11 protein-coding genes and 1 tRNA gene are annotated in these 12,317 nt (G+C 52.9%); 5 read left to right on the top strand and 7 right to left on the bottom strand.

Going from position 1 to position 12,317, the window contains the following annotated elements:
- A partial coding sequence (locus tag AYK82_RS18175) for a hypothetical protein (protein ID WP_208976384.1) occupies positions 1-226 on the top strand: 226 nt, incomplete at its 5' end.
- Positions 227-534: 308 nt separating this feature from the next.
- Here AYK82_RS18175 and AYK82_RS04915 read toward each other — a convergent pair.
- Positions 535-611: transfer RNA gene (locus AYK82_RS04915), tRNA-His, on the bottom strand.
- Positions 612-788: 177 nt separating this feature from the next.
- Positions 789-1,334 (bottom strand): phasin family protein, encoded by a 546-nt coding sequence (locus AYK82_RS04910; RefSeq protein WP_068311978.1) that lies wholly within the window; start codon positions 1,332-1,334, stop codon positions 789-791.
- Between the two features lie 554 nt (positions 1,335-1,888).
- On the opposite strand from AYK82_RS04910, the gene AYK82_RS04905 reads away from it, so the two are divergent.
- The 4 genes from AYK82_RS04905 to AYK82_RS04890 all read left to right on the top strand — a co-directional run bounded on the left by AYK82_RS04905 (position 1,889) and on the right by AYK82_RS04890 (position 8,229).
- Complete coding sequence (locus AYK82_RS04905; RefSeq protein ID WP_068311975.1) at positions 1,889-4,255, top strand: PAS domain-containing sensor histidine kinase; 2,367 nt, start codon at positions 1,889-1,891, stop codon at positions 4,253-4,255.
- 36 nt (positions 4,256-4,291) lie between these two features.
- Positions 4,292-5,242 (top strand): threonine dehydratase, encoded by a 951-nt coding sequence (locus AYK82_RS04900; RefSeq protein WP_068311972.1) that lies wholly within the window; start codon positions 4,292-4,294, stop codon positions 5,240-5,242.
- A gap of 152 nt (positions 5,243-5,394) precedes the next feature.
- Positions 5,395-6,432: a Fe(3+) ABC transporter substrate-binding protein gene (locus AYK82_RS04895; protein ID WP_068311969.1), complete on the top strand. Its 1,038-nt coding sequence runs from the start codon at positions 5,395-5,397 to the stop codon at positions 6,430-6,432.
- 36 nt (positions 6,433-6,468) lie between these two features.
- Positions 6,469-8,229: an ABC transporter permease gene (locus tag AYK82_RS04890; protein WP_208976383.1), complete on the top strand. Its 1,761-nt coding sequence runs from the start codon at positions 6,469-6,471 to the stop codon at positions 8,227-8,229.
- Here AYK82_RS04890 and AYK82_RS04885 read toward each other — a convergent pair.
- The 5 genes from AYK82_RS04885 to AYK82_RS04865 form a co-directional block, all read right to left on the bottom strand.
- Complete coding sequence (locus tag AYK82_RS04885; RefSeq protein ID WP_068311966.1) at positions 8,226-8,864, bottom strand: LysE family translocator; 639 nt, start codon at positions 8,862-8,864, stop codon at positions 8,226-8,228. The two genes, AYK82_RS04890 and AYK82_RS04885, sit on opposite strands and share 4 nt — an antisense overlap.
- A 74-nt stretch (positions 8,865-8,938) precedes the next feature.
- Positions 8,939-9,574 carry a CoA transferase subunit B gene (locus tag AYK82_RS04880; RefSeq protein ID WP_068311963.1) on the bottom strand — a complete coding sequence of 212 codons (636 nt, stop codon included), beginning with the start codon at positions 9,572-9,574 and terminating at the stop codon, positions 8,939-8,941.
- Positions 9,575-9,589: 15 nt separating this feature from the next.
- Positions 9,590-10,285 (bottom strand): CoA transferase subunit A, encoded by a 696-nt coding sequence (locus tag AYK82_RS04875; protein ID WP_068311960.1) that lies wholly within the window; start codon positions 10,283-10,285, stop codon positions 9,590-9,592.
- A gap of 260 nt (positions 10,286-10,545) precedes the next feature.
- Positions 10,546-11,346, bottom strand: a complete 801-nt coding sequence (locus AYK82_RS04870) for an ABC transporter permease (protein ID WP_068311957.1) — start codon at positions 11,344-11,346, stop codon at positions 10,546-10,548.
- Positions 11,343-12,311, bottom strand: coding sequence for an ABC transporter permease subunit (locus AYK82_RS04865; RefSeq protein WP_082733742.1), 969 nt, complete (start codon positions 12,309-12,311; stop codon positions 11,343-11,345). The genes AYK82_RS04870 and AYK82_RS04865 overlap by 4 nt, the downstream gene beginning before the upstream one ends.
- Between the last annotated feature and the right edge of the window lie 6 nt (positions 12,312-12,317).

The following is a 12,317-nucleotide window of genomic DNA, read 5'->3' as shown; positions in this document are numbered from 1 at the left end:
CCGCCTACGTTTCTCTTTCTTACATTATAAAATTGTCAATGAGCACGAGAAAATCAAACAACCAATTCTCTCACTTCCAACCAACCGCCGCTGCCCCGCAAGGCCGCCGCCGTCTGGCGTGGGGCGGGTTATAGGCACACCAAACAAAACCGTCAACCCGATTTTCCAAGTTTTTGATGTTTCTTTCAAAATTTCTCAAAAACTAACAGCAACAGTGGATATCTAGCAGAAGAAAACAGCTAGGCATCAAAAGCTACGCATGAGTGGCCAGCCAAAATCCGTGGCTTACGAGCATTTGCACTACGTGCCGCAGCAAAGGCGGATCAACATGGCACAGAAGACTGGGAGAAAAAGCAGGCTGCACACAGCGAAGACGCATGTCCCCATTATCTTCTAGATAAACAGGAATAGCGCGCCGAACCGGCGGGAAGAGAACATCTCGAAAAGCATCACAGCGCCGGCCGCTTCGCCGAACAGCCCGTTAGCTCTTTATATCAATATTTATGGAGGGAGATAACTTGCCGATAAGAGGAATGGTACAGACGAGTGGATTCGAACCACCGACCTTCGGAGCCACAATCCGACGCTCTAACCAACTGAGCTACGTCTGCTTGGCAAGTGCGCGGAACATAGGTTTTAAAATTGAGGTTGGCAAGCCCCTATTTGAAACAATTTCAAAAATTCCACAGAACGGGGATAAGCGCTGATATATATAAAGAATTCGCGTTAGCGCTCGTGTGTTTGCAACACAAATTGCCAAGCAGACACGAGCGCTTTTTAATTTGCACCTAGATCGTAGTTTTAAAGCGGCTTCCAGCTTTTTCCATGGCCACGCGCCCTGGGCGAGTCATTTCTTCTGCCAGAGTTTTTGAGGCGTCTTGCAGTTCCTTTGCCTGTGAGGACAGAAGATCAAACTGACTGCGGACGAAGGAGGATTGCAGCTCTACAGCTTCTGCCATTGTTTTGGCCGCCATGAGCTCTCGCAGGTGCGCGAAAGTGGCGTCTGTATTTTTTTGTGCCGCATCCAGCGCCTTAAGACTGTAGGAGGACACACCTTCGCGTGTTGCCTCTACCGCCTCCTCAACTGCTTCGCCTGCATCTTCAAAACTGCCTTTGGCCTGCTCATAGGCATCGCGTGCTTGCTCTATGCCCTTTTGCCCCATTTCACGAATGGTCTCCGGGATATCTTTAAGGGCATCTGGCAAATCCATCGGCGCAGCAGACAGCGGATCTGCCTTTGCCTTAGATTCTGCTGCGGCGGTAGATGCCTTGGTCGCCTTAGTTGCCCGAGGTTTAGATTCGGCCTTTGGTGCCGTTGCTTGTGTTGTAGCCATAATCGAAATTCCTTCCTGATTTAAACACGTCAGGAACCCATTGGCGGCAGCTGCATCGCGGAATTTGGGAGGAACACGCGCTAGCAATACTGGGAGGAAACCTGCCGCCAATGACATTCCGTAGGGAGACTATAACGCGATCCATGTTGCGTTGCAACATAATATTGCATCGCAACAAGAACACCCCTATCTGAGGGCGAGTTACTCTGGTCGAAAAGCGAGCGCTTCCCGCCCTGACTATAAGAAAAGCCTGATGAGATCAGCAGCCCCGAAAACAGATGGTACCAACATCGCAAGTCTTCTCATTAATATAGGAGGCACTGCGCAACGCGCGTGCGGCGTTCGTCGCCTCGTGACGCCTTAACGGGCGGCTAATGCATCGACGCCGGTTTGTGCGTGGTGGTTTATGTTGTGGAAGGCAAGATATGCTTGGACGCTTAGCGCGGCCTTGCAAACTATATATAATGGAGTTGAAGAGTGGGGGCCCTTGCTGTTGTGCTGCGTGTTTGACTTGGCAGCCGCAAACAGCAAGGCATGAGTGAGGCGCAGGTGTCATGAGTGAATTTGTTTTTAAACGCCGTCAACGGCCAGTCCGGTTTACATGGCACACCGATGCCACCGGCGCGTTGCTGCGCGTTTCCGACGAATTCTATGAATTGTTAGGACCCCAATCGCATTTGATCCTTGGCAAGACATGGCCAGAATTGGGCGCTCTGCTGCAATTAAAGCTACCCAGCAATGCCTTAGATGCGTTGCAGAGAAACGAAGGATTTTCCGGCGTTACATTGAATTGGCCAGCATGCCATAGCCATATGCGTGTACCGCTTGATGTTTCTGTGCACCCGGTTGAAGATGAAGGGGAGTTTTTGGGATTTGCCGGTTTTGGCGTTATTCGTAGCGTAGATGCTTTTGTCGCTGCCGACTATGTCGACCCGCTTATCTGCGTTGCGGACGCCTTGCCCACCGCAGCAAAGGTGAAGGAAACCACAAAAGCCACTGCACAAACACCAGATTCCGAACAAGAACTGGAGGAAGAAGGCGCGGGGCTATTGTCCCCTGATATGCGCTCCGCTTCTGTTTCCGGTGCAGGTGCGGATTATGATCTTGATATCTCCGAGGAACTCTCCGAGCAGGTGTTTAAAGACGCCGGTCACGATACCAAGCCAGCCGAGCCAACTGAAAACAGAACGCGCCCCCCCTCCCCAGTGGCTGTCGATACCAGTGATAAAGAAAACTTCAGCACGCTCATTGCCCGTTTGCCAGATGCGCCGCAACGCAACGCGCCACGTGACCGACCCAAAAGCCTTGCGGAACTGACATCCTCTATTGTTCAACTGGTAGACCGAGGGGCTGTACCGCAAAAACCATCGCCATCCATAGCGCACCCTACCCCGCAGGGAGAGCCCACCCCACCGGATGTAACCGCAGTAGAGCAGAAAGACTATGATGAACACTCAGCAGGGGTTACTCAAAGCGGCGAGGTAGGTTTGCTGGAGCTGGACGATGATCGCCTAAGCAAGCCAGAGCGAGATGCGTTTGCCAAGATCGCGCGCGCCTTGAGTGAAGAAGACGGGACGTTGCTTTCAAACCTGACCGAGCCCAAGAAAAAGAAGAAAAAGGGGAAAAAGAAAGACAAGGAAGAGGCTACCGCTGCCCCCTTGCTCGTCTCTAACGAGAAAAAACGGGAAACGGAAGGAACCGATCAATCTGACACTGATAACTTGGCACCTGCAAAAGATGCTGCCGCTCCAGATAGTCCCAAAACCGTGCCAGCGGGGGAGGCAACGCCGACCCACGAAAGCGAGCTGCGGCAATTGCAGGCGACGCTCGACATGATAGCAGATGCACTTGTTTGGCTGGATGCGCAGGGCCGCGTGATGAACATTAACAGGCAGGCAGAAAAGCTGTTTGAATGTGCGAACGAGGATTTGCAAGGACAAATTTTTAGCTATCTGTTTGCCGAGCAAGACAAGCAGGCCGTGGAGGGTTTGTTTGAAGGGCAAAGCGGCATTGGTGTTCCATCCGTACAACGTGAAGCCCTTTTTGTGGATGCGCTGGCCGATAGCGGCACGGCAATTCCGGTGCGTGCGCAACTGATCAAGCTTCCTGATGGTGATCTTGAGGAACGGCCGTCGAGTTGTTTGTTGTTGCAAGATTGGCGGCAGGTTCATGCAAACACGCATTTGCTTAAAACCAGACTGGCGACAAGCACTCAAGAAAGCGCCCGAAAAAGTGCTTACTTGGCTGAAGTTTGTCATGAAATCCGAACTCCGATGAATGCAATTGTCGGATTTGCAGAGCTTCTTACCGGCCCCGAAAGCCAGCGCCTAAGCAAAGAGAAGCAAGAGGACTACTTGGCGGACATCCTCAACTCAAGTCGTTATGTCCTGAGCCTTGTCTGTGACTTGCTAGACTTAGAGCGGATCGAGAGCGGCAAGCTGGAGCTGCACTTTGAGGCAGTAAGCCTTGCAGACATCGCGCAAGACTGCATTGCCTTAATGCAGCATCAAGCCCAGCTCTCCCGTGTGGTTTTACGCAGTAGCATCCCCAGTGCGCTGCCAGATGTTGTGGCAGATCCACGCTGTATCAAACAGATTTTGCTCAATCTGCTATCGAACTCATTGAAGTTTACTCCTGCTGGCGGGCAAATCATTTGCTCTGTGGGCTACGGCGCGGATGGTAACCTCACCTATTCTCAGCGAGATACCGGCATTGGGATGAACGCAGAGGCGCTGGAATTGGCGTTGCAACCGTTTAAACAACTGGAGCCTTCCGCTAGTGGCGAGGGCAGTGGGCTGGGTTTGCCGCTCACAAAAGCGCTGATTGAGGCAAATCGAGCGGAATTCTCCATAGAATCGCAGGAGTCTGAGGGTACCTTGGTGCGGATGATCTTCCCGACACAGCGGGTTTTAGCGGATTAGCCTCTGAATGCGTCGTGTCAGATCCATAGAGAGACCATGCTGACACTTGCCGCGATTGAGGAAGCGAGAGAGTTACTCTCTCGATTTATGCAACCGACACCACAGTATGTTTGGCCCTTGCTTGATGCGCAGCTGGATTGCCGAGTTGTGGTAAAACACGAGAACCATGCACCGACCGGGTCTTTCAAGGTGCGCGGCGCAATTGCTTATATTCACGAACAAGCCCTCCATCAGCCACGTGGCGCTCGTTTTGTCACTGCCACGACAGGGAATCACGGGCTCGGACTTGCCTTTGCCTGTCAAAAATTTGGCTATACCGCCGCGGCGGTTATGCCTGTCGGGGCCGCACTTGGTAAAACCAGTAATTTGCAGGCGATGGGCTGTTTCGTTGTTGAGCATGGACATTCCTACCTTGAAGCAGAGGCGTATTCACAGGGCTTGGCACAAGAGCAAGGGTTTGTGCACGTGCCCAGCTTTCATCACGCCTTCGTCTGCGGCGCGGCAACCTATGTGATGGAGCTGATTGCAGCGCACCAAGAGCTTGATGCACTGTTCCTTCCGATCGGTATGGGCGCTGGAATATGTGGCGCATTGGCCGTACGCGATGCACTGGCACTTGATCTCAAAATCATCGGAGTTGCGCATAAATCCAGCTCTCTTTCACAGGGAGAGGGAGCGGGCGCCTGCCGTACGTTTGCTGATGGCATGGCATGCTCCCAGCCTAGTGGAGCGGCGTTGGCGCAAATTCGAGCAGGCTGTGATGCACTGGTATTCGTTGATGATGACGAAATTGCAGAAGCAATTCGCGTTTTGTACCGCTGCTGCCACAATCTGGCTGAAGGTGCGGGGGCAGCAGCGCTGGCCGGAGTGATGCAAACAAAGGCCAGCTGGAGAGGTAAGCAGGTGGGAATTCCACTTTGCGGGCAAAACATCGACAGAGTGCAAATGCGGACAGTTTTGAGCGGGGCGACACCTTCGCCACAATAATACCCAGCCTATCAGACAAGCTGCGAGTGCTAGTAATATTTATTTGCAAGTTCCCAAAGAAATATTGACAGTAAAACTCAGGTTTACTAAGAGAATGTAGGTCGACTTGTCTGAGTTGGACCAGCCTACAAGTTCTAATCGGAGATCACCTTATGCGTGCACTACGCGGAATTCGCACTAGTATTCTGGGAATGTGTGTTATTTGTGCCCCTGCACTTGCCAATGCAGCCGAGGTCAATATCTACTCCCACCGCTCGCCCGATCTGATCCAGCCATTGCTAGAGGCGTTTACCAAAGACACCGGTATCAAGGCAAATGTGGTTTTTGCCAAGAAAGGTTTGGCGGAACGCATTGACGCGGAAGGCGAAAACTCTCCGGCAGATTTGCTGCTGACTGTTGACATCGGCTTGCTGCAGGCGGCAGAAGATCTCGGCGTGACGCAGGAAGTGAACAGCGATGTGATTAACGGCAATATCCCAGCGAACCTGCGTGATCCTGATGGGCATTGGTTTGGCCTCACCACGCGCGCGCGCATTGTCTATGCCTCAAAAGACCGTGTTGCCCAAGATGCGATTACCTATGAAGAGTTGGCGGATCCGAAATGGAAGGGCCGATTGTGCACACGCTCTGGCCAGCATGTGTATACGATTGGCTTGATCGCCTCCATGCTGGTGCATCACGGAGAAGAAGAAACCAAAGAATGGCTTGAGGCAGTGCGCGACAATCTCGCCCGCAAGCCAACCGGTAATGACCGCGCGCAAGTGAAGTCTATTTATGCCGGTGAGTGTGATATTGCACTTGGCAACACCTACTACATGGGCAAAATGGAAACCAACGAGAAAGACCCAGAGCAAAAAGATTGGGCGGCCTCGGTTAAAGTATTGTTCCCGAATGCAGATGGGCGTGGTTCGCACGTGAATATCTCCGGTGTTGCCATGGCGAAGCATGCGCCAAACCGGGAAAACGCACTTAAGCTGATGGAATACTTGTCCTCTCCAAAAGCACAGGGCATTTACGCTGCCCAGAATTTTGAGTATCCGGTATTGGAGGGCGCGCCGGTCTCCGAGCGTGTTCAGTCTTGGGGTACTTTGAAACCAGACGCAGTTTCCATTGACAAGATTGGCTTCGAGCGCCGTAAGGCAAGTGAACTGGTCGATCAGGTTGGCTTTGATAACGGGCCGCAGTCCTAATAGTGAACACGGATATATCATCCAGCCAGGAATAGAATGCTTCATAGCCAGATGACGAAATCCTATCGCATGTTTGCAGCGCGCACTTCGGTTTTCACCGGGGAGCGCGTTGTTCGCGTCTTATCTCTTGCCATTTCCGCTATCGCGCTGGCACCGTTGCTGGCAGTCGTTTATCTCGCACTTGGGTCTTCAAGCGAGGTTTGGCCGCATATTTCCAAGTATGTCTTGCCAGAGGCGACGATCACCACACTGCTGTTAATGCTGGGCGTGGCCACTCTGACCGCTGTGGTTGGGGTGGTGTGCGCTTGGCTGGTTGCCATGTGCCGCTTTCCGGGACGGCGCCTCATGGATGTTGCTCTGCTGCTACCGTTTGCTGTTCCCACCTATATTATCGCGTTTTCCTATGTGGAGCTGATGGACTACACGGGGCCAGTGCAAACGCTGTTGCGAGATGTCTTTGGCTTCCATACCTCGCGAGACTACTGGTTCCCTGAGATCCGCTCACTCGGCGGCGCGGTTTTCGTGATGGGCTTTGTGCTCTACCCGTATGTTTATCTGGCGGCGCGTGCGAGTTTTCTAATTCAATCTGCCTGCACATTGGATGTCTCACGCACCTTAGGCGCGGGGCCATTGCGGCTGTTTTATTCTGTGGCGTTGCCGCTAGCGCGCCCGGCGATTGTGGTTGGTCTAACTCTTGCATTGCTTGAGTGTTTAAACGATATCGGCGCGGTTACATTTTTTGGCGTCAAAACACTGACTTTTGCTGTCTACGACACATGGCTGAACCGCTCTAGTCTGGCAGGTGCGGCACAAATTGCTGTTGTAATGCTGGCGCTGGTGCTCGGCCTTATGTGGTTGGAGAGTTTTGCAAGGCGCAAGCAGCGCTTCCACCAATCCACCGGTACCTATCGCAGTTTGCAGGCTTATCAGCTCACCGGTGTTTCTGCACTTGCGGCGCTTGCAGCCTGCGCGTTGCCGGTGTTACTTGGTTTTATCCTGCCTGCCGGAATGCTGCTTAGCCGCTCACTGCGCCGTTTAGACCAGCTGGCAGACCCTGCCCTATGGCAAGCTGCTGTCAATTCGCTATGGCTGGCAATCATTGCCTGTAGTTTTGCTGTGGCGATGGGCTTGATGCTCACCTACAACCGCCGCCTGCTGCCAAGTCGCGCCAATCAATGGATCGGGCGCATTGCCTCTATTGGCTATGCAATTCCCGGCACTATTCTTGCCGTTGGCATATTGCTGCCTGTCGCCGGGTTGGACAACATGATCGCCTCGTTCTCAACGCACTATTTTGGGTTCAGTACCGGTTTGTTGTTGTTGGGCTCGGGCACCGCCTTGATCTACGCTTATTGCGTGCGTTTTCTTGCTGTGGCCTATGGGCAGCTTGATGGCGGATTTGGCAAGATTACCCCGCACTATGACATGGCGGCGCGCACATTGGGCCATGGACCTATGCAAACACTTGGGAAAGTGCATGTGCCGTTGCTGCGTCCTGTTTTGCTCTCCGCCATTCTCGTGGCATTTGTGGAGTGCATGAAGGAGCTGCCTGCAACCTTGTTGTTACGCCCGTTCAATTTTGAAACGCTGTCTACCACCGTCTACAACCATGCCTCAATGGAAGCGTTTGAGGATGCGGCCCTGCCCTCGCTCGTGATCGTCGCCGTGGGCATTGTACCTGTGATCATGCTTGCCCGCACCAGCTCAGCCAGCTTTCGCAACAAAGTTCGGTATCACACTGCGGCAGCTTCCAAAACCACCTTGGGTTCTCACACGGAAGCTGCAAGGCAAACCTAGCGGGTTGCTGTGGCGAGCTTGAGCGCCAAACCAACAAATACCAGAGATGTGACTTTGTTCATCACGTTTTGCGCGGTTTGGGAAGCAAAAAGCCGTTGGCCAACATGGCCAGCAGCCAAGGCGATGCCTCCAAATACGAGTAGCGTTACCAGCATGAAGCAGGCGCCCAGTTGTAGAAACTGCGGAAGTAGCGCCCCGTGTTCAGGCGATACGAATTGCGGAAGTAGGGACAAAAAGAAAATCGCCACCTTGGGATTTGTAATGTTCATAATAACGCCACGCAGGTAGAGTGCGCGAGCGTTTACTGCCACGCTTTGCGCCTTACTGCCTTCGGCATCCAGCTGCATTGGTTTGGCCCGAAAGGCGCCAAGAGCAAGATAAAGCAAATAGGCTGCACCTACATATTTTACGAGGGAAAACGCCAGCTCCGAGCTTTTAAAGATTGCTGAGACCCCAAGTGCAACAGCGGCACTGTGAAAAATGATGCCAGTGCTCAGACCAAGCGTAACGAGTAAGCCCGCACGCCAACCAGATGTCGCTGACTGGGTCAATACGAAGATATTGTCTGGCCCCGGCGCAAGGGCTAGGACAACGGCAACAGCGAAAAAGGCACTCAAAGTCTCTAAGGGCAGCATTTTACATTCCAATTCCAGATAAAAAAGTGGCGGCCCTGAGGCCGCCGCCGCTTCACATCATGCTAGAGGCGCTGCTATTCAGCGTCAACCAGCGTGGCTTCGGTGTTGTTACGCACATCGTCCATGCTTACGCCGTCTGCAAGCTCTACCGGTTTTAATCCACCCTCGACAACATCAAACACGCCGAGATTGGTAATGATCCGGTCAACGCACTTCACACCGGTTAGCGGTAGAGCGCAGGCCTTCAGTAGCTTTTTGTCGCCGCGTTTGTTGGTGTGGTCCATCAGTACCACAACGCGTTTAACGCCAGCCACCAGATCCATGGCGCCGCCCATGCCCTTTACCATCTTGCCCGGTATCATCCAGTTAGCCAGATCCCCGTTTTCCGATACTTCCATGGCCCCCAAAATCGACAAATCGATATGACCACCGCGGATCATCGCAAAACTATCGGCTGAAGAGAAGTAGCTGGTGCGTGGCAGCTCTGTGATTGTCTGTTTGCCAGCGTTGATGAGATCCGCATCCACTTCGTCTTCCGTTGGAAACGGGCCCATACCGAGCATGCCGTTTTCCGATTGCAGGGCAACGTCCATTCCCTCGGGAATATAGTTGGCAACCAGTGTTGGAATGCCAATGCCAAGGTTAACGTAAAACCCATCTTGCAATTCGCGTGCTGCGCGGGCAGCCATTTGGTCGCGTGTCCAAGCCATATGCAGTGCCCTCCCTTAAGCGGTGCGAATGGTGCGCTGTTCGATGCGCTTTTCAAATGTGCCTTTGACGATGCGATCGACAAAAATACCTGGTGTGTGAATGTGGTCCGGATCCAAGGCGCCGATTTCGACAATCTCTTCAACTTCCACAACAGTGGTTTTGCCAGCCGTCGCCATCATCGGGTTAAAGTTACGTGCCGTTTTACGGAAAACAAGATTGCCTTCCTTATCGGCTTTCCATGCTTTCACCAACGAGACATCTGCTGTCAGCCCCGTTTCCATGATATAGGTTTCACCGCTGAATTCTTTGTGCTCTTTGCCCTCGGCAATCAACGTGCCCACACCTGTTTTGGTATAGAAGCCGGGAATGCCAGCACCGCCAGCGCGGATGCGCTCAGCCAAAGTGCCTTGCGGGTTAAACTCCAGCTCAAGATCGCCGTCCAGATACTGCTTTTCGAAGGTGGCGTTCTCGCCCACATAAGAGGAAACCATCTTCTTGATCTGCCGCGTTTGCAGCAGCAGGCCTAGGCCAAAATCGTCCACACCGGCATTATTTGATATGGCGGTGATGCCTTTTGCACCGCTGTCACGCAGCGCCACAATCAGATTTTCAGGAATACCACAGAGGCCAAAGCCACCTGCCATCACAGTCATGCCATCGAAGGTTAGTCCCTCCAAGGCCGCAGTAGCACTTTCGTATATTTTGTTCATCACTGTCTCCCAAGCCAAGATGGGCCGGGTTTCCCCCCTCGCCCTTAAACCGCCGGGTGTTCCCACACTCCCGGGAAACACCGCTGCGGCAGTCTTGTTCACGTATCTTGATAGCGGTGAATTGCCGCGGGGCCAAGCGGACTTTCCCCGCAATGCCTGCAAATTCTAAGGGGTACTACGCAGCATGCAGATAATGCGCGCATTGGCGCTCTGCCCCATGCGAAAAGCCGGGCGTCTGACCAAGACGCCCGTCCGCTTGCCTAGCCCCTTTTCGTCTGCGCGAGGCGTTGGCGTTTGGCGAGCAGGGAGGCAATGATGACACCAAGAGTTACCAAGCCGATGAGAATGGTCGATATTGCGTTGATTTGCGGGGTGACGCCCAGCCGCACTTGCGAATAAATTTTCATTGGCAAGGTGGTTGCACCGGGCCCGGTGGTGAAGCTGGCGATCACCAAATCATCCAAGGACAAAGTGAAAGCGAGCATCCAACCCGCTAGAATTCCGGGCAGAATTTGCGGAAGAGTGATGACAAAGAAGGTCTTAAAGGGCGGGCAGCCCAAATCTTGCGCCGCCTCTTCCAGCGAGCGGTCGGATCCTGCCAGACGAGCCTGCACCACCACGGCGACATAACACATGGAAAAAGACGTGTGGGCGATGGCGATTGTCCAAAAACCACGTTCTTGTCCAACAGCAACAAACAATAGCAATAGGGATAAACCAAGAATTACCTCAGGCATGACAAGAGGTGCGTAAATCATCCCTGAAAACAATGTCCGGCCGGTAAAACGCCCAAAACGCGCCAGTACCAATGCGGCAACAGTTCCAAGCACGGCAGCCAGAGAAGCGGATACCAATGCAATGCGGAATGTGACCCAAGCGGCATCCAGCAACTGCTGGTTTTGCCAAAGCTCCGCATACCACTTGGTGGAAAAACCGCCCCACACAGTCACCAATTTTGAAGCATTGAACGAGTAGATCACCAAGATCAGGATCGGCAAATACAAAAAGGCAAAACCAAGACCGAGTGAAGTTATGTTAAACCAGCTGGAGCGTTGGGTCATAGGCCAACCTCCGCGCTTTTTTGTTGTTGTCGCTGGAACAGCATGATGGGCATTATGAGTATAGCCAGCAAAACAATGGCAACAGCGGATGCCAGCGGCCAGTCACGGTTGGAGAAGAATTCGACCCACAAGGTTTTACCAATCATGAGGGTTTCGGAGCCCCCAAGGATGTCCGGTATTACAAACTCGCCAACGGCCGGGATCAACACCAAGAAGCAACCTGCCAGTATGCCGGGTTTGGCAAGAGGAAGGGTAATCGTCCAAAACGTTTTCAGCGGCGGGCACCCCAAATCCTGAGCAGCTTCCAACAAGCTGGTATCGAGTTTCTCCAGCGTTGCATAGAGCGGCAAAACCATAAAAGGCAGGTAAGAATAAACAATGCCAATATAGACAGCGATGTTGGTATTAAGGATCACAAGTGGTTCATTAATCACCCCGAGGCCCAAAAGAAACTGATTCAGCAGCCCTTCCGTTTTCAGTATTCCTATCCAAGCGTAAACGCGAATGAGAAAGCTGGTCCAAAACGGGAGGATCACCAGCATCACAAGCAAGGGCTGCATGCGCTTGGGCGCGCGGGCCATGGCATAGGCCATTGGGAAACCGATAAGCAAACAAAGCAGGGTAGCCATTCCAGCGATCCTGATACTGGAGAGATAGGCTTTCCAATAGAGCTCGTCTTCACTCAGCCAGATGTAGTTGTCGAGGGATAGCTCCTGCCAAAACGCTTGCAAGCCTTGCAAACCCGTTGCCCAATCCCATTGCGGTGCGTAGGGGGGAATTGCAAGCACTTGCCCGGACAGCGAGATTTTAAAAACCATTAGAAACGGAGCAAGGAAAAACACCAGCAACCAAAGGAAGGGAACTGCGATTACCAACCAGCGCCAGCGGCTATGCGATGTTGTAGCAACATGCTGTTCTGCCTCTAATTGAGGTGAGGCGGGCTCGTTTTCTGGCAATGCTTGCATAGTCCC

The sequence above is a fragment of the Polycladidibacter hongkongensis genome (genome assembly GCF_001561995.1).
Lineage (GTDB): Bacteria > Pseudomonadota > Alphaproteobacteria > Rhizobiales > Stappiaceae > Pseudovibrio > Pseudovibrio hongkongensis.
Note: the sequence above shows the minus strand (reverse complement) of the source record. Positions and strands in the feature narration are given on the sequence as shown.